Source organism: Variovorax soli (assembly GCF_031454625.1).
Lineage (GTDB): Bacteria > Pseudomonadota > Gammaproteobacteria > Burkholderiales > Burkholderiaceae_C > Variovorax > Variovorax soli_A.
The window spans coordinates 80,992-99,299 of sequence record NZ_JAVDRF010000002.1; the positions used below are offsets into that span (position 1 = coordinate 80,992).

General features: G+C 67.2%; 22 protein-coding genes. 10 read left to right on the forward strand and 12 right to left on the reverse strand.

Annotated features, from left to right (window positions below; all coding sequences use genetic code 11):
* Nucleotide 1: 1 nt before the first annotated feature.
* Genes J2739_RS04225 through J2739_RS04240 form a run of 4 tightly spaced genes read right to left on the reverse strand, consistent with a single transcriptional unit; the run spans nt 2 to nt 2,743 of the window.
* Nucleotides 2–760 carry a FadR/GntR family transcriptional regulator gene (locus J2739_RS04225; protein ID WP_309898893.1) on the reverse strand — a complete coding sequence of 253 codons (759 nt, stop codon included), beginning with the start codon at nt 758–760 and terminating at the stop codon, nt 2–4.
* 27 nt (nt 761–787) lie between these two features.
* Nucleotides 788–1,114 carry an NIPSNAP family protein gene (locus tag J2739_RS04230; RefSeq protein ID WP_309898896.1) on the reverse strand — a complete coding sequence of 109 codons (327 nt, stop codon included), beginning with the start codon at nt 1,112–1,114 and terminating at the stop codon, nt 788–790.
* Between the two features lie 16 nt (nt 1,115–1,130).
* On the reverse strand, nt 1,131–1,553 hold the full coding sequence (locus J2739_RS04235; protein WP_309898898.1) for a Zn-ribbon domain-containing OB-fold protein: 423 nt from the start codon (nt 1,551–1,553) through the stop codon (nt 1,131–1,133).
* The gene (locus J2739_RS04240; protein ID WP_309898899.1) at nt 1,550–2,743 is read right to left on the reverse strand and encodes a thiolase family protein; all 1,194 of its coding nucleotides are present in this window, start codon (nt 2,741–2,743) and stop codon (nt 1,550–1,552) included. Before J2739_RS04240 ends, J2739_RS04235 begins: the two co-directional genes overlap by 4 nt.
* Nucleotides 2,744–2,818: 75 nt before the next feature.
* Here J2739_RS04240 and J2739_RS04245 point away from each other — a divergent pair, with 75 nt between their 5' ends.
* The 4 genes from J2739_RS04245 (at nt 2,819) to J2739_RS04260 (ending at nt 6,963) form a co-directional block, all read left to right on the forward strand.
* Nucleotides 2,819–3,778: a flavin reductase gene (locus J2739_RS04245; RefSeq protein ID WP_309898900.1), complete on the forward strand. Its 960-nt coding sequence runs from the start codon at nt 2,819–2,821 to the stop codon at nt 3,776–3,778.
* On the forward strand, nt 3,775–5,544 hold the full coding sequence (locus J2739_RS04250; protein ID WP_405053822.1) for an FAD-dependent oxidoreductase: 1,770 nt from the start codon (nt 3,775–3,777) through the stop codon (nt 5,542–5,544). Before J2739_RS04245 ends, J2739_RS04250 begins: the two co-directional genes overlap by 4 nt.
* Nucleotides 5,528–5,869, forward strand: a complete 342-nt coding sequence (locus J2739_RS04255; protein ID WP_309898902.1) for an NIPSNAP family protein — start codon at nt 5,528–5,530, stop codon at nt 5,867–5,869. The genes J2739_RS04250 and J2739_RS04255 overlap by 17 nt, the downstream gene beginning before the upstream one ends.
* Before the next feature lie 122 nt (nt 5,870–5,991).
* Nucleotides 5,992–6,963, forward strand: coding sequence for a LysR family transcriptional regulator (locus J2739_RS04260; RefSeq protein ID WP_309898903.1), 972 nt, complete (start codon nt 5,992–5,994; stop codon nt 6,961–6,963).
* Here the strand turns inward: J2739_RS04260 and J2739_RS04265 are convergent.
* A complete protein-coding gene (locus J2739_RS04265; protein WP_309898904.1) occupies nt 6,939–8,012 on the reverse strand; it encodes a maleylacetate reductase in 1,074 nt (357 codons plus the stop codon). The genes J2739_RS04260 and J2739_RS04265 overlap by 25 nt on opposite strands.
* Nucleotides 8,013–8,151: 139 nt before the next feature.
* Between J2739_RS04265 and J2739_RS04270 the strand changes: the two genes are divergently transcribed.
* Nucleotides 8,152–9,015: an intradiol ring-cleavage dioxygenase gene (locus J2739_RS04270; RefSeq protein ID WP_309898906.1), complete on the forward strand. Its 864-nt coding sequence runs from the start codon at nt 8,152–8,154 to the stop codon at nt 9,013–9,015.
* Between the two features lie 13 nt (nt 9,016–9,028).
* On the opposite strand, the gene J2739_RS04275 is transcribed toward J2739_RS04270, so the two are convergent.
* On the reverse strand, nt 9,029–9,304 hold the full coding sequence (locus J2739_RS04275) for a hypothetical protein (protein WP_309898908.1): 276 nt from the start codon (nt 9,302–9,304) through the stop codon (nt 9,029–9,031).
* A 120-nt stretch (nt 9,305–9,424) separates the two neighbouring features.
* Between J2739_RS04275 and J2739_RS04280 the strand changes: the two genes are divergently transcribed.
* On the forward strand, nt 9,425–9,862 hold the full coding sequence (locus J2739_RS04280; RefSeq protein ID WP_309898910.1) for a DUF1810 domain-containing protein: 438 nt from the start codon (nt 9,425–9,427) through the stop codon (nt 9,860–9,862).
* Nucleotides 9,863–9,889: 27 nt separating this feature from the next.
* Here the strand turns inward: J2739_RS04280 and J2739_RS04285 are convergent, their stop codons facing one another.
* The 4 genes from J2739_RS04285 to J2739_RS04300 all read right to left on the reverse strand — a co-directional run bounded on the left by J2739_RS04285 (nt 9,890) and on the right by J2739_RS04300 (nt 12,279).
* The gene (locus tag J2739_RS04285) at nt 9,890–10,405 is read right to left on the reverse strand and encodes a murein hydrolase activator EnvC family protein (RefSeq protein WP_309898912.1); all 516 of its coding nucleotides are present in this window, start codon (nt 10,403–10,405) and stop codon (nt 9,890–9,892) included.
* 130 nt (nt 10,406–10,535) lie between these two features.
* On the reverse strand, nt 10,536–11,006 hold the full coding sequence (locus J2739_RS04290) for a CreA family protein (protein ID WP_309898914.1): 471 nt from the start codon (nt 11,004–11,006) through the stop codon (nt 10,536–10,538).
* A complete protein-coding gene (locus J2739_RS04295; RefSeq protein WP_309898916.1) occupies nt 11,003–11,554 on the reverse strand; it encodes an NUDIX hydrolase in 552 nt (183 codons plus the stop codon). Before J2739_RS04295 ends, J2739_RS04290 begins: the two co-directional genes overlap by 4 nt.
* 23 nt (nt 11,555–11,577) lie before the next feature.
* The gene (locus J2739_RS04300) at nt 11,578–12,279 is read right to left on the reverse strand and encodes a fumarylacetoacetate hydrolase family protein (protein ID WP_309898918.1); all 702 of its coding nucleotides are present in this window, start codon (nt 12,277–12,279) and stop codon (nt 11,578–11,580) included.
* Nucleotides 12,280–12,384: 105 nt separating this feature from the next.
* On the opposite strand from J2739_RS04300, the gene maiA reads away from it, so the two are divergent.
* Entirely contained in the window at nt 12,385–13,026 is a 642-nt protein-coding gene (gene maiA / locus J2739_RS04305; protein ID WP_309899922.1) for a maleylacetoacetate isomerase, read from the forward strand.
* Between the two features lie 8 nt (nt 13,027–13,034).
* Nucleotides 13,035–13,784 carry a peptidoglycan editing factor PgeF gene (gene pgeF, locus J2739_RS04310; protein ID WP_309898920.1) on the forward strand — a complete coding sequence of 250 codons (750 nt, stop codon included), beginning with the start codon at nt 13,035–13,037 and terminating at the stop codon, nt 13,782–13,784.
* Here the strand turns inward: pgeF and J2739_RS04315 are convergent.
* Nucleotides 13,716–14,012 carry a hypothetical protein gene (locus J2739_RS04315; RefSeq protein WP_309898922.1) on the reverse strand — a complete coding sequence of 99 codons (297 nt, stop codon included), beginning with the start codon at nt 14,010–14,012 and terminating at the stop codon, nt 13,716–13,718. The two genes, pgeF and J2739_RS04315, sit on opposite strands and share 69 nt — an antisense overlap.
* A 105-nt stretch (nt 14,013–14,117) precedes the next feature.
* Between J2739_RS04315 and phaC the strand changes: the two genes are divergently transcribed.
* Entirely contained in the window at nt 14,118–15,842 is a 1,725-nt protein-coding gene (gene phaC, locus J2739_RS04320; RefSeq protein WP_309898924.1) for a class I poly(R)-hydroxyalkanoic acid synthase, read from the forward strand.
* A gap of 54 nt (nt 15,843–15,896) precedes the next feature.
* Nucleotides 15,897–17,075: an acetyl-CoA C-acetyltransferase gene (locus J2739_RS04325; protein ID WP_309898925.1), complete on the forward strand. Its 1,179-nt coding sequence runs from the start codon at nt 15,897–15,899 to the stop codon at nt 17,073–17,075.
* Between the two features lie 192 nt (nt 17,076–17,267).
* Here J2739_RS04325 and J2739_RS04330 read toward each other — a convergent pair whose 3' ends face one another.
* Nucleotides 17,268–18,179, reverse strand: coding sequence for a LysR family transcriptional regulator (locus tag J2739_RS04330; RefSeq protein WP_309898928.1), 912 nt, complete (start codon nt 18,177–18,179; stop codon nt 17,268–17,270).
* Nucleotides 18,180–18,308 lie beyond the last annotated feature (129 nt).

An 18,308-nucleotide genomic window follows, 5' to 3' on the forward strand; every position in this document is an offset into this window, starting at 1 on the left:
CTCACTGCTTGCGCGAGTTCCAGAGTTCCATGTAGTTCGCCTGCAGGCGTTCCAGGAACTTGTTCATCTCGGCGACCGCTGCATCGGCGTCGCGTGCACGCAGGTGCTTGAGCAGCCGGCGTCGCGAGGGCAGGGTGTAGGGGTTGTCGCTGGGTCCGATGGCCTTGACGAACTCGCGCATCACCTCCATCACGCCTTCCATCGTGATCTCGATGATGGGATTGCGCGTGGCCGCGGCCAGCAGGTTGTGGAATTCGCGATGCAAGTCCGCGCGCTCCTGGAAGTTGCCGGCCTTGTCGGCCTTGGTGGCCTGCGCGACATTGGCTTCGAGTGCCTTCAGGTCCTCTTCCGTCAGGCGCTCGCAGGCCACGCGCACCACGATTTCGCTCAACCAGACGCGAGCCTCGGTGAGGTGCTCGGGCTTGATGGCGCCGAGGTGATAGAGATCCCGCAGGCCATTGACGACCACGCCCGAGTTGCCCGGAAGCACGAAGGCGCCGCCTGCGGCGCCCTTGCGCAGTTCGATCATTCCGCTCAGTTCGAGTGCGCGCAGCGCCTCGCGCAGGGTGTTGCGGCTGACCTTGAACTTGGCGGAAAGATCCCGCTCGGCAGGAAGGCGGTCGCCGGGCTTGAGCCGGCCGGTGGCCACGAGCTCGCGGATTTGCGCCGCAATCTCCTCGAACGCGCGTGAAGGCGCGATGGGCTCGAACCCCAAGGAGGATTCGAAGGCTTCTTTCGTGCGGAAGTCGGCGTGGCTCACGGCGCGGATTCTAGCCCCACGCTCCATTCAACCGGCCAATGGAATCGCGGCTGCCAGCAGTTCATTGGCGATCCTGACAACCGCCACGCCGTCCTTGTCGGACTCGGCCAGAGCCTTGTGCCATGCGGGGTCGGCACGGAAAGCCGCCCATGCACGGTCGCGTTCCTCGTGCGATTCCCACTGCAGTACATATTTGAGCTGCATGTTGTCTTCGCCGACGGCCACGGTGAACACCGGCGTCACGCGCCGGATGCCGTACTTGTCGAACAGCGCGAGCGTGGCGGTCTCGAAGCGCTTGAGGACGGCGGGCAGCTTGCCCGGCGCGCAGGTATAGGTGCGGAATTCGTAGAACAAGGGGCAACTCCTTTTGTCAGACCGGACGCGAGGCGAGCAGCGGCCCGTCCTCGTACTGCAGGACGACGAGTTCGACCGGCATGCCGCACTCGAACGGCTTGCCCTCGCGCTCGACGAGCCGGGTGGCGATGCGAAGGCCGATGTCGAGGTCGACCACGCAGACAGCGTAGGGCGCTTCGTCCACGAACACCTTTGGTGCGGCGTGGATGCGGGTCCACGAATAGAGCGTGCCGCGCTGTCCCAGTTCCTTCCATTGCATCTTCGGCGACCAGCAATGCGGGCACACCGGCTTGGGCGGGAAGGTGAACTTCCCGCAGGCCGCGCAGCAGGTGCTCTGCCAGCGGCCGTCGCGCAGGCCCTTCCAGAAAGTCTGGGTGAAGGCCGACACGCGTGGCGGGTAGGCGCGCGTGCGCGCCACGGAGATCATCTCGAGCTTCATCGTTGGGCCTCCATCACATGGACCAGGGCGGCGTTGTAGTTGCCGAGTTCGCCGGTGGTGAGGCCCAGTCGTGCATTCGCGACCTGGCGTTCGCCGGCGCGGCCGCGCAACTGGTCGGCCATCTCGCAGTAGTTGTAGAGGGAGGTGACATACGCCGGGTGACCGCGCGAGGTCAAGCCACCGGAGGTCGAGATCGGAAACTGCCCGCCCAGCCTGGTGCGGCCGTCGGCGGCGGCAGGTGCGCCTTCCCCGCGCGCGAAGAACCCGACCGCTTCGCTCACCAGCACTTCGACGATGGTGCAGGGGGCGTAGAACTCCGCGACGTCGATGTCCTTGGCGGCGATCCCCGCCTGCGCGTAGGCGGTGGCAGCCGCCTGCTTGGCGGCAATCAGCTCGGTCATGTCGTTGGGCACCTCGTTGATCTGGTGCGAGCCGTCGTGGCAGAAGCCGCGACCGCGCACCAGCGCATAGGGGCGGCCCAGGGACCTCGCAACTTCCTCGGACGCAAGCACCAGGCAAGCCGCGCCGTCGCTGCGGCCCGGCACGTCGTAAAGGCCCAGTGGCTCCACGATCGGGCGCTGCTCCAGCACCTCTGGAAGGGTGATCGGCTTGCGGTACTGGGCCAGCGGGTTCATCGATGCATGCCATCGGTTCTTGACCGCGACTGCGCCGAGCTGCTCGCGCGTGGCGCCGTACTCGTGCATGTAGCGCATGGCGTCCATGGCGTACCAGCTGATCGGAATGAAGCCACCCGAGGCGTGAAAGTCCACGTCGCCGGTGGTCCGCATGCTGCTCATCGCATGCTCGGAGGCTGGCGTGGCTGCCTCCATGTTGATGCCCAGCGCGAGCGCGACCTCGGTGCGGCCGAGCAGGATTTCGTCGCAGGCGCGATCGAAGCAGACCGCGGCCGTCATGCCGTTGCCCATCACCTCCAGCACGCTGCCGGTGCATTGAAGGCGCAGGTGGCTGACCAGGAAGGTGGAAAAGTACTTCTGCAGCGTGTATGGCCTGGGCAGCGTCAGCACAAGGCTGCCGATGTCCTTTTTCTCGACGCCGGCATCCGCGACCGCCTCGACCACCAGCTTCGTCATGATCTCCTGCTCCAGTACCTGCAGCGGTTCTTCCGGCTTGGTCTGGTGGCGGCCGACCGGGATCGCGCTGGTGCCGATGATGGCAACTCGACGAGTCATTGGGTGGGTCCCCTTGGTTGTAATGGCAGGCCAGTATATCTATAATGGTCTAACCATTCAACTTTTGGAACGACCGTGACGATTCCGAACATCGCGTCCACCGAGTCGCAGAACGCCTTCGACGTGCGGGCCTTCCGCAGCGCGCTTGGCAGCTTCCCGACCGGCGTAGCCATCATCACCACGACCGGCCCCGACGGACATCCGATCGGACTTACCTGCAACTCGTTCAGCTCCGTGTCGCTGGATCCGCCCCTGGTGTCCTGGGGCCTGCGGCTGGCCAGCAAGAGCCTGGAAGCCTTCCGGCAGAGCGGCGCCTTCGCCATCAATGTGCTGGCCGAGGACCAGAAGGATCTGTCGGCGCGCTTTGCCAGCGGCGCCATCGCCGACAAGTTCGAGGGCGTGGCCTGGACGCCGGGTCACCGCGGGCTGCCGGTGATCGCCGGCAGCGTGGCTACCTTCGAATGCGACAAGTTCGCCGAGCACATCGCGGGCGACCACGTGCTCTTCCTGGGCCAGGTCGCGAAGTTCGACCATGGCCGGCAGGAGGCCTCGCTCGTCTTCTACAAGGGCGCCTACATGATGCTTGCGCAGTCGCTGCGCGAACTGGCCGCCAGCGGGAAGCTTGATTCCCTCCATCTCGATCAGGCGCGGCGGCTCATCAATTGCATGCTGCTGCGCCTGGCCTGCCAGAACGGCGCGAGGGAAGACTTCGACGCCATCGAACGCAACATTGCCGAGATCGAGAACTATCCCGATGCGGCGCAGCGCGCGGAGGCCAGCATCGAGTTCTTTCGGCTGGTCACCAAGGCGGCGCACAACGACGTGCTGGTGGTCGTGGCCGAGACGCTGACGACGCTGCTGCGCCATGTGCTGCAGACCGATTCGACGCTCCGAGCCCGTCCGGAGCTGGTGCCGGTGCGCCGCAAGATCCTCGCGCACATGCGGGACCGTGATCCTGATGCAGCCGAAACCGAGATGAGCAACTACTTCGATCAGCTTCGCCGCGGTGCAGCGGCGCAGGAGGCCAGCGTATGAACATGAACGAACTGCCCACCACCGAATGCGACGTGCTGGTCATCGGGTCCGGTGCCGGGGGCCTGTCGACCGCCATCACGGCGAAGAAAAACGGCCTTGACGTCGTCGTCGTCGAGAAAGAACCCGTGTTCGGCGGCACCACTGCCTTTTCCGGCGGCGTGCTGTGGATCCCGTTGTCGTCGCATGCCAGGAAGGCTGGCTATGCCGACACGCGCGAGGCCGTCATCCGCTACATGAAGGCCGAGACCGGGCGCTGGTATGACGCTGAAGCGGTCGAAGCCTTCATCGACAAGGGCCCCGAAATGGTGGACTTCTTCGAGCGCGAGACCGAGGTGCGCTTCATTCCGACGCTCTATCCCGACTACCACCCGGACGCCGACGGCGGCGTGGACATCGGGCGTTCCATCCTCGCAGCGCCCTACGACATCCGCGGGCTGGGGTCCGAGATGGCTCGGCTTCGGCCGCCGCTCGCGACCATCACCTTCATGGGGATGATGTTCAACTCCGCCAACGCGGACCTCAAGCACTTCTTCGGCTTCACCAAGTCCTTCACGTCGTTCAGGTACGTGGTCAGGCGTCTGCTGAACCACATGAAGGAGATGGCGCTTTACCGGCGCGGCATTCACGTGACGAGCGGCAATGCATTGGCGGCGCGGCTCGCGAGATCGGCGCTCGACCTGAAGATCCCGATCCGAACGAGCACGCCCGCCCAGGAGCTGATCACCGACAAGGGTCGCGTCATCGGTGCTCTGGTCAAGGGGCCGGAGGGGCTGCAGCGGATCGTCGCCCGCAAGGGCGTGGTGCTGGCCGGGGGCGGCTTTTCACACGATCGGCAACGCATCGCCCAAGCCTATCCGCACGTGCGTGCCGGCGGCGAGCATTTCTCGCCAGTGCCGCGGGGGAACACCGGCGATGGCGCGCGCATGGCCGAGAAAGTGGGCGGACGCGTGGAGATCCGGTTCAGCTCGCCGGCCGCGTGGATGCCGACTTCGAAAGTGCCACTGGGCAACGGCGAGTACGGTGCCTTCCCGCACCTGCTGGACCGCTACAAGCCCGGCATCATCGGCGTGCTCAAGAACGGAAAGCGCTTCACCAACGAATCGAACTCGTACCACGACGTGGGCGCTGCGATGGTCGCGGCGGGGCAGGGCGCTGACGCCGGCATGTGGCTCGTCTGCGACCAGGCCACCATCGGCAAGTACGGCATGGGCTACGCCAAGCCGGCGCCGATGCCCCTCGCGCCACTCGTGCGCAACGGCTACCTGGTCAAGGGCGCGACGCTGCGCGACCTGGCGCAGAAGGCTGGCATCGAGCCGGACGCGCTCGAACAGACGGTTCGCGAGTACAACGACGGCGCGCTGAACGGCGAGGATCGCCAGTTCGGCCGCGGCACCACCTCCTTCAACCGCTATCTCGCCGATCCTGACAACAAGCCAAACCCCTGCGTGGCGCCGGTCGGCAAGGGCCCCTACTACGCGCTGCGCGTGGTGATGGGCGACCTGGGCACCTTTGACGGCATCGGCACCGACGTCGTGGGACGCGTGCTCGATGCGCAGCGTCGGCCGATCGAGGGCCTGTATGCAGTAGGCAACGACCGCGCCAGCGTGATGGGCGGCAACTATCCGGGCGCCGGGATCACGCTCGGGCCGATCATGACCTTCGGCTACATCACCGGGCGCCACCTCGCCGGGCTGGAGCCGTCGCTTTCTTCCACGACCGACACCACCGTCACTACCGCACGACAAGCCGATGTCATTCCCGCCTAAGCCATTGGTCGACCAGCGCATCTACACGATTCGCCTGCGCAAGATGCCCGAGTTCCTGGAGGTCTTCAACCGAATGGCGTTGCCGTTCCTGGTCGAGACGCTGGGCACGCCGCTGGGCTTCTATGTGAGCCATGTCGGCCCGCTCAACCAGTTCATCCACCTGTGGGGCTACGACGATCTGGCCGACTACGAGCGGCGCTGCCATGCGCGCGACACCCACCCGGACTTCCCACCTTATCTGAAGGCGTCGGAGCACCTCATCACTGCGCAGGAGACACGGCTGATCAAAGCGGTGCCGATGACCGGTCTGAAGCTTTCCCTTTGACGGGCACTTCTGCCGAAAGAAGAACGAAATGGGGCTGGCGGTCGAGCACGGCGCCCTGGCAGGTCGACCCAGCCGACCACACAGACCCTAAGATGCCGGTCCGGAACAGGCAACGCAGACACATGGATCGCTGGACCGAAATCGAACTTTTCGTGCAGACCGCGGAGCTCGGCAGCCTGTCGCGGGCGGCCGCGGCGGTGGGCTTGTCGAATGCCGCGGCCAGCCGCCACCTGGCCTCGCTGGAGGCGCGGCTGGGCGCGCAGCTGGTGCAGCGCAATACCCGGCGCATGGCCCTGACAGAGATGGGGGAGAGCTACTATGCGCGCTGCAAGACCATCCTGGCCGACCTGCGCGACGCCGACGCGACCGTCAACGCCACCTCGCTCGACCCGATGGGCACGCTGCGGGTGACGGCTTCGCTGTCCTTCGCGATGCAGCACATCGCGCCGCTGCTGCGCGCCTACACCGAGCGCTATCCGAAAGTCACGGTCCATCTGGAAGCGGCCAACCGCTACCTCGACCTGATCGACAACAACATCGACGTGGCGATCCGAACCCGGGAATACGAGAACGATTCCGGCATCACCATCCGGAGCCTGGCCGAGACCCGCCGCATCCTTGCCGCCTCGCCAGGCTATCTGGACCGGCGCGGTGCACCTCGCACGGTGGAGGAGCTGAGCTCCCATGACCTGCTGCTCTACACCTACAGCAGGAACCCCGACGAGCTCGCCTTCCGGCGCGGCGAGGAGCAGCGCTCGATCAAGGTCAAGGGCCTGCTGGAGTCCAACGACGGACAGGTGTTGCGCGCGGCCGCGCTCGACGGCCTCGGCATCCTGGTGCAGCCCAAGTACATCCTCTACGACGACATCGTGGCCGGCCGGCTGGTGCCGGTGCTCGACGACTGGGACCTGCCGCGGCTGCGCATCAACATCGCGTTCCAGAGCCGGCGTCACATGTCGGCGAAGGTGCGGACCTTCATCGATTTCCTGGTCGCGCATTTCGAGCGGATGGACTACGAGCGCAAGTGGACCAGCGTCGATGCCGTGGCCAGCGGGGCGGACAGCGTGGCTCAGCGCGGCGGCGCGCCCTCGTAGGCGCGCTGCAGCAGCGCGCGGATCGCGCCGAGCTCGGCGGGGCCGAAGGGACGCGGATTCCAGTACGGGTTGCTCACCGCAAGCTCGGCGGCCTGATCCAGATCGGCTTCCCGCATGCCGATGTCCTTCAGGGCGACGGGCGCGCCGTTGTCGCGGGCGAGAGCCTGCAAGCCCTGCGCCGCGTCCTCGGCGCCCAGCGCCCGCGCAATGCGCTGCATCGCAAGCGGCGCCGCCTCGGCATTGAAGGCGATCGCATGCGGGAGCACCACCGTGTGCACCTCCGCGTGCGGCAGGTTGAAGCTGCCGCCCAGCGTGTGGCACAGCTTGTGGTGCAGCGCCATGCCGACGCTGCCCAGCACGCTGCCGCACAGCCAGGCGCCGTACAGCGCATCGGACCTCGCCTCGATGTCTACGGCGTTCCGCCGGATCGCCGGCAGCGCCCGTGCGATGGCGGCAATGCCTTCCTCGGCCATCAGGTCCATCACCGGATTGCTGTCCTGCGCATAAAGGCCCTCGGCTGCGTGCGCGATGGCGTTGATGCCGCTGGTGACCGACAGGCCCACGGGCAGACTGCGAGAGAGCTCGGGGTCGTAGATCACGGTGCGCGGCAGCACGCGCGGGTCCTTGCCGGTCTTCTTGAGGCCGGCTTCGGTCAGGCCGTAGATCGGCGTCATCTCGCTGCCGGCGTAAGTCGTGGGAATGGCCAGGATGGGCAGGCCCGAATCGAGGGCGATGGCCTTGCCAAGGCCGGTGGTGGAGCCGCCGCCGATGGCCACTGCGCAGTCCGCGTCGAGTTTTTGCGCGACGTCACGCGCCTCGCGCGCGGTCTCGATGGGCACATGCATCACGGCCCGGTCGAAGATCCCGGCGGCCTGGGCGCCGAGCAGCTCGGCCACGCGCTCGGCCTGGGCGCGCTGCTCGGGCGTGCAGAGCACCAGCGCGCGGCGCGCGCCCAGCGCCTCGATCTCGCGGCCGAGATGCGAGAGACTGCCGGCGCCGAAGACCACGCGCTGGGGCTGGCTGGTGTAGACGAAGGAGGTGCGGCTCATGGGGCGATGGTAGGCCGAAGCTGCGGCGAGACGCCAGCCTCCACCGCTCGGACTCGTGCAAAACAGTTTTCCGCCGGAGGCCCTGTGCGCGGCCGGCCGGCGATCGCATAGTCACCGGCTGAGATTCAGGAGACGACCCATGCGCAACCTCGACGAAGACACCATCACGCAGGCCGTGCTGGCCCGGCACACCGGGGCCGCCGACGCCCGCCTGCGCGAGATCATGACCAGCCTGGTCCAGCATCTGCACGCCTTCGCGCGCGACACCCGGCTCACCGAGGCCGAGTGGTTCGAGGGCATCCGCTTCCTGACCGAAGTCGGCCACATCACCGACGACCGGCGCCAGGAGTTCATCCTGCTGTCGGACACGCTGGGCCTGTCGATGCTGGTCACGGCGCTCAACAACCGGAAGCCGCGCGCATGCACCGAGTCCACGGTCTTCGGGCCTTTCCACGTCGAGGGATCGCCCGAATACCCGCTGGGCGCCGACGTGGCCAATGGCGCCCGCGGAGAGCCCTGCTATGTGCGGGGCCGCGTGCTGGCGCTCGACGGCAGCCCGGTGCCCAACGCCGAGCTGCAGGTCTGGCAAGCCGATGCCGACGGCCTTTACGACGTGCAGTACAAGGGAGCGCATGAGCACCGCGCCCGCGGCACGCTGCATGCCGATGCCGAGGGACGCTTCCATTTCAAGTCGATCAGGGCCGAGGCCTATCCGATCCCGCACGACGGGCCGGTGGGCCGCATGCTTGACGCTCTGGGGCGCCATCCCTGGCGGCCGGCGCACCTGCATTTCATGATCACCGCGCCGGGCTTCGAGCGGCTGATCACGCACGTGTTCCGCAACGGCGACCAGTACCTGGACTCCGACGCCGTGTTCGGCGTGCGCCGCTCGCTGATCGCGGACTGGGTCGAGCATCCGCCCGGCCGCACGCCGGACGGTGGCACGAGTGAAGTGCCGTTCTACACGCTGGATTTCGACTTCGTGCTCGCCCCGGCGACCTGACGAGCGGCCGCCATCAGTGCATCAGGTCGCATTCCCTGAGGTCCGCGGGCCCCAGCAGAATGGGCATGGAGGGTGCCGCGCGGTAGCGCTCGATGGCCTTGGCTTGGATGCAGTCGAAGTGGGCCTCACAGGTGCCGGTCAGGTCGGGATCCTGGTCCGGGCTGTCGCAGAGGTCGCGCAATGCGGCCTCGGACACGTGGGCCATGATGCGGGGGCCATCGAGGCCGTCGGGATAGATGGCAAACCGGACGGTTCCCGTCTCGGCGCAATGGATCGCTTCGCAGTTCATCGTGTTCTCTTGTCAGAGCCTCTCTTATTTGCGTGAGGATTTGACGCCGGCACGCGGGCGCATCGCCGCGGCATACTTCGCGAGCCGAGGAAAGACGGCGCCTACAGGAGACTCCTCACCATGGACGACCCCTTCGAGCTCCAACGCTTCATCGATGCGCAGGATCCCGTGATCGACCAGGTCCGCAGCGAACTGCGCGCAGGCCGCAAGCGCAGCCATTGGATGTGGTTCGTGTTCCCGCAGCTCGCAGGCCTGGGCCACAGCGCCATGGCGCAGCGCTACGCCATCGCCTCGCTGGCCGAGGCCCGCGCCTACCTCGCCCACCCGCTGCTGGGGCCGCGGCTGCGCGATTGCAGCGCTCTGGTGCGCGCGGTGGAAGGCCGCGACATCCATCAGATCTTCGGCGCGCCCGACGATCTCAAGTTCTGGTCGTCCATGACACTGTTCGACAGGGCCGATCCGACCGAGCCGGTCTTTCGCGACTGCCTGGACAAGTACTTCGGTGGCCGGTCCGATCGCGGAACCCTGGCCCGGATCGACGGCAGCGATGACGGCTGAGCCCGGTGCCGGAGACCCTGCTCCGGCTCAGTGCAGCTGGCCGTTGAGGTAAGGCTCGGGGTCGACCGCGACGCCCTGCTTGCGAAGCTCGAAGTGCAGCTTGACGCGGTCGGCGCCGCTGCTGCCCATCTCGGCGATCTTCTGGCCCTGGCGCACGACCTCCTTTTCCTTCACGAGGATCTGCTGCGCGTGCGCATAGGCGCTGAGGAAGGTGTCGTTGTGCTTCACGATCACCATGTTGCCGTACCCGCGCAGCTCGCTGCCGACATAGACGACGCGGCCGTCGGCTGCGGCGAGGATCGGGTCGCCGGGACTGCCCGCAATGTCCAGGCCCTTGTTGTTCTTGCCGTCGAAACGCGACAGCGTGGGCCCCGAGGCAGGCCGGACGAAGAGGGCGGGGGCCGGCGGTGGCGGCCTGACTGTTGCGGCGGGACCCGGGGGAAGGGCGCGCTGCGGCGGGAGGGGCGTGGTGCTGCAGGCCACCAGGCCAGCGACTGCGGCGGCCATGAGGCCGGCGCGGAGAACGGAGGTCTTGAATTGCATGGCGTTTTTTTTTCGAGCGCATTCTGCGCCGCTGGTTCCCGCAGGCACGTAGGACCGCGGCGGTTTTCATGGCTGAAAGCCCTGGTGCGGCGCCGAGCCCTGCGGTTGACGGGAGGATCGCCGCGCTCACCTACTTCACGGCGATCGGCGTCGCGCGGTCGATGGGCACCGCGGTGATGCTGTTCTTCGGCGAGCCTTCGACCAGCCGATCGGAGTAGGTCAGGTAGACCAGGGTGTTGCGCGAGGCGTCCACCATGCGCACCACGCGCAGGCGCTTGAAGAGGATCGAGAGCCGCTCGCTGTAGACCTCTTCGCGCTTGGGCAACGGCTGCGTCACGCGCACGGGCCCGACCTGGCGGCAGGCGATGGAGGCCTCCGCCTTGTCCTCGGCCAAGCCGATGGCGCCGGAGATGCCGCCAGTCTTGGCGCGCGAGACGTAGCAGGTCACGCCGCTGACCTTGGGGTCGTCGTAGGCCTCGACCACGATCTTGTGGTCGGGGCCGATCAGCTTGAAGGCGGTGTCGACCTCGCCGATCTGCTCGGCCTGCGCCTGGGCGGCCAGCAACAAGGCACAGCAGAGCGAGATGCGCAGGTGCTTCATACGATGTCGAGCGTGTGGACGCGATCGAAGCTGCCGCGCCGCCGGTCCTCGAAGTAGCGGGTGAGCGCCTCCCGCACCGTGCGGAAGGCGATCTCGTCCCAGGGGATCTCTTCCTCGGTGAAGAGGCGGGCCTCGATGGTCTCGTGGCCGGGGTCGAACCGGTCGCTCAAGAGGCGCGCGCGGTAGAACAGGTGCACCTGGCCCACCCGCACCACGCTCATCACGGCGAACAGGCCTTCCATCTCGTACTCGGCGCCGGCCTCCTCGTCGGTCTCGCGCGCGGCGCCCTGCGCCGTGGTTTCGTTGAGCTCCATGAAGCCGGCCGGCAGCGTCCACTTGCCCCAGCGCGGCTCGATGTTCCGCTTGCACAGCAGCACGCGCTCGCCCAGCACCGGGATCGTCCCGACCACGTTGAGCGGATTTTCGTAGTGCACCGTGTGGCAGGCCGGGCAGACGGCACGCTCGCGCGTGTCGCCGTCATCGGGGATGCGGTAGACCACCGCGGTGCCGCAGTTCTTGCAGTGCTTGATGGGGACGCGCAGGAGCATCGGCTTGGACCGGGGCAGGTTGATCAGACCACCTTGACGGTGAGCGTGGGCAGGCCGGCAACCTGGCCCACCAGCGTGTCGCCGGCCACCACTGCGGCGACGCCTTCAGGCGTGCCGGTGAAGATCAGGTCGCCGGGCTGCAGCTCCCAGGCGGCCGAGAGGTGCTCGATGGTCTCGGCCATGTTCCAGATCAGTTTGCTCACGTGGCTGCGCTGGCGGTCCTTGCCGTTCACCTGCAGCGAGATCTCCGCGTGCTCGATGTCGCCGGCCTGGGCCGCCGGCACGATCGGGCCGATCGGCGCACTCTGCTCGAAGCTCTTGCCGATGTCCCAGGGACGGCCCTGCTTCTTCATCTCGCCTTGCAGGTCGCGGCGCGTCATGTCCAGACCCACCGCGTAGCCGAAGATGTGCTTCATCGCATCGGCCGCCTTGATGTTCTTGCCGCCGGTGCCGATCGCCGCCACCAGTTCGATCTCGTGGTGCAGGTTCTTGGTCAGGGTGGGATAGGCCATGGTGCCGGTCTCACCGGCATCGACCACCACCACGGCATCGGCCGGCTTCATGAAGAAGAAGGGCGGCTCGCGGCCGGTAAAGCCCATTTCCTTGGCATGCTCCTCGTAGTTGCGCCCGACGCAGTAGATGCGGTGCACGGGGAAGCGGGCCGCCTGCCCGACCACCGGGAGGGACACCGGTGCCGGCGGAGTGAAGACGTATTCGGAAGCCATGGCAGAGAAAGTCCTTTCGAGCGAAAGCGGCAGTTTGCCAGAGGGCGGAAGCCCCCGCCGGGCTTTCGCCCGGCGGGAGGCGCCGGCGCTATGCTCGGGTCCATGATGAAGCTCTACAACTACTTTCGTTCCTCCGCTTCGTTCCGGGTCCGCATCGCGCTCAACCTCAAGGGGCTGGACTACGACTACCTCCCCGTGCATATCGCCCGCGGAGAACACAAGACGGGCGCCTTCTCGGCCATCTCGCCCGACATGCTGGTGCCGCTGCTCGAAGATGACGATGGCGAGCGCTTCACGCAGTCGATGGCGATCATCGAGTACCTGGACGAAATCCATCCCGAGCCCGCGTTGCTGCCGCGCGATCCCGCGGGCCGCGCCCATGTTCGGGCCCTGGCGCAATCGATCGCCTGCGAAATCCACCCCCTCAACAACCTGCGCGTGCTCAAGTACCTGGTGCGCGAGCTGAAGCTTGGCGACGAGGCCAAGAACACCTGGTACCGGCACTGGGTGCGCGAGGGCATGCTGGCCTTCGAGCGCCAGCTCGTGCAGCGGCCGGCCAGCCTCTACTGCTGGGGCGACACGCCGACCCTCGCCGACTGCTGCCTGGTGCCCCAGGTCTTCAACGGCCAGCGCTTCGATTGCGACTTCAGCGGCCTGCCGCGCACCATGGCCGCCTTCGAGGCCTGCATGCAACTCGACGCTTTCCAGCGCGCCCAGCCCTCGCGCTGCCCCGACGCGGAACCGTGAGATCGATCATGCCCTCGTGGCTCGTGCCCGACTGGCCCGCGCCGCGGGGCGTGCATGCGCTGTGCACCACGCGCGAGGGTGGCGTCTCCGGCGGCGTCTATCGAAGCCTCAACCTCGGCGATCACGTCGGTGACGCGCCGGCAAACGTGGCGGCCAATCGCGCAGTGCTGCGCGATGCGATCGGCGCGCGGCCGGTGTTCCTGCAGCAGGTGCACGGCACCCGCCTGCTGGCGCTGGACGGCGATACGCCCGATGGCGGCACGGCCGACGCTTGCACGGCCACCGGCGGCGGCATTGCCTGCACCATCATGGTCGCCGACTGCCTGCCGGTGCTCTTCACCGATGGCCGCGGCCGCCGCGTGGCCGCCGCACATGCCGGATGGCGCGGCCTGGCTGCCGGCGTGCTGGAGGAAGCCATTGGCGCCTTCGGGCCGGAGGCCGGCCCGGAGGAACTCATGGCCTGGCTCGGACCGTGCATCGGCCCCGAAGCCTTCGAGGTCGGGGACGAAGTCCGCGCAGCCTTCGAGGCAGCCGCGCCGGATGCTGTCCGGTGCTTCAGGCCCGGTCGCCCGCCCGGCAAGTGGCTGGCGGATCTCGCGGGACTGGCGCGCCAGCGGCTGCAGGCCGCGGGCGTCGCGCAGCTCCACGGCAACGACGGCAGCCCCGCCTGGTGCACGGTGAACAACCCGTTACGTTTTTTCTCGCACCGGCGGGATCGCGTCAGCGGCCGTTTCGCTGCCTGCATCTGGCGCGATTGAAGGGGCCGCTGCTGCCCGCATGGCATCCTCGCGCTCGGCCGCCTCGCGCGCGCGGATCGCCTTGCGGCGCCCCGGTGCGCCCATGAGGTAAACCACCAGTGCCACCGGCCCCAAGCCATAGAGTAGAAAGGTGAAGACTGCACCCAGCACCGTGCCGTTGGTGTTGGTGGCTTCGGCGACCGCCATCATGAGGGCGACATACAGCCAGGCGATGACGACGAGATGCATTAGGCGAGGTTTTCAGGAAGGTATAACCGGCTTTTGCTGGCCGAGGTCTTCCGGATGCAGCATACTCAAAAGCCGATGCGACAAGGTGAGGAATCAGGAGACGACATGAGACAAGAACAACAGGCCGCGGCCGATGCCACTTTCGCGCCGTTCCAACAGGCGCTGACGCAGGGCTGGGAAAAGGCGCTCGAGTCCTTCCAGGCGCTCGGCAAGACGCCCCAGGCCGACATGCCCTGGGAGATGCCCCGCTTCTCCTTCTCGGCCCCCAGGCTGCAGGAACTGCAGCGCCAGTACGTCGAGGAAGCCACCGAGCTGTGGCGCCAGGACATGGCGGCACGCGCCCGCGGCGACCGGCGCTTCGCGGCCGAGGCCTGGGGCAGCAATCCCGTGGCGGCCTTTTCGGCAGCGGTCTATCTGCTCAATACGCGCACGCTGCTCGGAATGGCCGAGGCGGTGGAGGGCGACGAGAAGACCCGCGCGCGGCTGCGCTTCGCGGTCGAGCAATGGGTGGCGGCCTCCGCGCCGAGCAACTACCTCGCCTTCAACGCCGAAGCCCAGAAGAAGGCGCTCGAAACCCAGGGCGAGAGCATCGCCAAGGGCATCCAGAACCTGCTGAAGGACGTGCAGCAGGGTCACCTCAGCATGACCGACGAGAGCGCCTTCGAGGTGGGCCGCAACGTGGCCACCACCGAAGGCGCCGTGGTGTTCGAGAACGAACTGTTCCAACTGCTCGAATACAAGCCGCTGACGGCCAAGGTCTACGAGCGTCCGCTGCTGCTGGTGCCACCGTGCATCAACAAGTTCTACATCCTCGACCTTCAGCCCGAGAACTCCTTGATCCGCTATGCGGTGGAGCAGGGCCATCGCGTTTTCGTCGTGAGTTGGCGCAATCCCGACGAATCGCTGGCCCACTACACCTGGGACGACTACATCGAGCGGGCGGCGATCACGGCGATCCAGGTCACGCGCGAGATCACCGGCCAGGACAAGAAGGGCGGGCAGATCAACACGCTGGGCTTCTGCGTCGGAGGCACGATCCTGTCCACCGCGCTCGCGGTGCTGGCGGCGCGCGGCGAACAGCCCGCAGCCTCGGTCACGCTGCTGACCACGCTGCTGGACTTCGAGGACACCGGCATCCTCGACATCTTCATCGACGAGGCCTTCGTGCGATTCCGCGAGATGCAGATGAACAAGGGCGGCCTGCTGCCGGGCAGCGAGCTGGCCTCCACTTTCAGCTTCCTGCGACCGAACGACCTGGTGTGGAACTACGTGGTCGGCAACTACCTGAAGGGCGAGACCCCGCCGCCCTTCGACCTGCTCTACTGGAACAGCGACGCCACCAATCTGCCCGGGCCCATGTACTGCTGGTACCTGCGCAACACCTACCACGAGAACAAGCTGGCCACCCCGGGCGCGCTCACCGTGGCAGGCGAGGCGATCGACCTCGGCCGTATCGAGGCACCCGTCTACATCTACGGTTCGCGCGAGGACCACATCGTGCCCATCGGCGGCGCCTATGCGTCGACGCAGGTGCTCAAGGGCAAGAAGCGCTTCGTCATGGGGGCCTCGGGCCACATCGCCGGCGTGATCAACCCGCCGGCCAAGAAGAAGCGCAGCCACTGGATTCGTGCCGACGGCAAGCTGCCGAAGACTCAGGCCGAATGGCTGTCCGGTGCCACCGAGCATCCCGGCAGCTGGTGGACCGACTGGTCCGACTGGCTCAAGACCCACGCGGGCAAGCAGATCCCTGCCCCGAAGTCTTACGGCAAGGGGAACGCCTACCAGGCGATCGAACCCGCGCCGGGCCGCTACGTCAAGGCGCGAGCCTGACTTTCGTTGTTCCCACTTTCTTTTCTTCAATCGCAGCCTCGGAGAGCACACACCATGGAAGACATCGTCATCGTTTCGGCCGCACGCACGGCCGTGGGCAAGTTCGGCGGATCGCTGGCCAACATCCCGGCCACGGAGCTCGGCTCGATCGTGATCAAGGAAGTGCTCGAGCGCGCCAAGATCGGCAGCGACCAGATCGGTGAAGTCATCATGGGCCAGGTGCTGACGGCGGGCAGCGGCCAGAACCCGGCGCGCCAGGCACTGCTGAAGAGCGGCATCGCCAAGGAAACGCCGGCGCTCACCATCAACGCCGTCTGCGGCTCGGGGCTGAAGGCCGTGATGCTGGCCGCGCAAGCCGTGGCCACGGGCGACAGCGAGATCGTGGTGGCGGGCGGGCAGGAGAGCATGAGCCTCGCGCCCCACGTGCTGCCCAACTCGCGCAACGGCCAGCGCATGGGCGACTGGAAGCTGGTCGACTCGATGATCGTCGACGGCCTGTGGGACGTGTACAACCAGTACCACATGGGCATCACGGCCGAGAACGTGGCCAAGAAGTACGACATCAGCCGCAGCGCGCAGGACGAGCTCGCGCTTGCCAGCCAGACCAAGGCCGCGGCCGCGCAGGACGCCGGCAAGTTCAAGGACGAGATCGTCGCCGTCAACATCCCGCAGAGGAAGGGCGACCCCGTCGTCTTCAACCAGGACGAGTTCATCAACCGCAAGACCAGCGCCGAGGGCCTGGCGGGCCTGCGTCCTGCCTTCGACAAGGCCGGCGGCGTGACGGCCGGCAATGCGTCGGGCCTGAACGACGGCGCCGCTGCCGTGCTGGTGATGACCGCCAAGAAGGCGGCCGCGCTGGGCCTGAAGCCGCTGGGCCGCATTGCCAGCTACGCCAGCACCGGCCTCGACCCGGCCTTCATGGGCATGGGCCCGGTGCCGGCCTCGCAGAAGGCGCTGCAGCGCGCCGGCTGGAAGCCGCAGGACCTCGACGTGCTCGAGATCAACGAAGCCTTTGCCGCGCAGGCTTGCGCCGTGAACCGCGAGATGGGCTGGGATATCAACAAGGTCAACGTGAACGGCGGCGCCATCGCCATTGGCCATCCGATCGGCGCCTCGGGCTGCCGCATCCTGGTGACCCTGCTGCACGAGATGCAGCGCCAGAACGCGAAGAAGGGCATCGCGTCGCTCTGCATCGGCGGCGGCATGGGCGTTGCGCTGACGATCGAGCGCTGAGCTCTTCGTTGTTCGTGAAAGCGCCGCGTCGTGACGCGGCGCTTTTTTTTGGCCGATAAAAGCGGGCGAGGACGTGAAGGACGTGGAGGATGCAAAGGTCTCGCGGAGGCGCGAAAGATCCAAATCTTCTTCTGACCTGCTTTCGCGTGGCCTTCGCGTCCTCTGCGTCCCGATGCCCTTTTGCTCAGCGCCTCAACCCCCGCGCTCCCCCTGAGCGGCGTAGTGCGCGCATAGCGTGTCGACCAGCGCCTGCGCATAGCCAGGCAGCGCGGCGCGGTCGCGTACCAGCAGATAGCGCTCGCGCACGCACCAGGGGTCGCTGAGCTCGATCAGGGCGAGCTTCATGCTCTCGAGGTTGCGGCGCGCGGCCGACTCCGGCACCACGCCGATGCCGACGCCGCTGCCGATCATGCGGCACATGGCGTCGAAGCTGCCGAGCTGGATGCGCAGCTTCTGGCTCTTGCCCAGGCTCTCGGTGATCTGCGCCAGGAAAGCCTGGAGCGTGCTGCCGGGTTGCATGCCGACCGCGTCCTCGTCCAGCGTCTCGGCGAAGGCGATGCGCCGGCGCCGGGCAAAGCGATGCTTGCGCGAGGTCACGAGCACCAGCCGGTCGGTGCTGAAGTGGATCGCCTCGAGGCCCAGCGTGTCGATCAGGCCGGCGACGATGCCGATGTCGGCGCGGCCATCGAGCACGCCGTGCGGAATCTGTGCATTCGGTTTCTCCTGAAGGTCGATGTTGATGCGCGGATGGCGCGCCAGGAAGCCGGGCAGGATCTCGGGCAGAAAGTCGCTCACCGCGGTCGTGTTGGCGAACACCCGGAGATGGCCACGCACGCCACCGCCGTATTCCTCGAGTTCGGCGCCGAGCTGGCCTGCCTGGTGCAGCACAAGTCGGGCATGGTGGAGAAAAGCCTCGCCCGGCGGCAGCAGGCGCACGCCACGTGCCTCGCGGGCGAGCAGCGCGAGGCCGGCCTGCGCCTCGAGTGCCTTGATGCGCGCGCTCGCTGCGGCCAGCGAAAGATGCTGGCGCTCGGCCGCGCGCGTGAGGCTGCCCGGCTCGGCGGCCGCGACGAAGAGGCGCAGATCGGTCAGGTCGAAATGCATGGATCGATGCTAACAAGCCTTCGAAATTGCCGAAGGCCCGGTTTCGAAATCGCAGATTGCGCGCTGCCCGGACCATGCCCACCATGCAGGGCAGTGCGCGGCGAAAGCGCCACGCGCATTGGAGGCCTG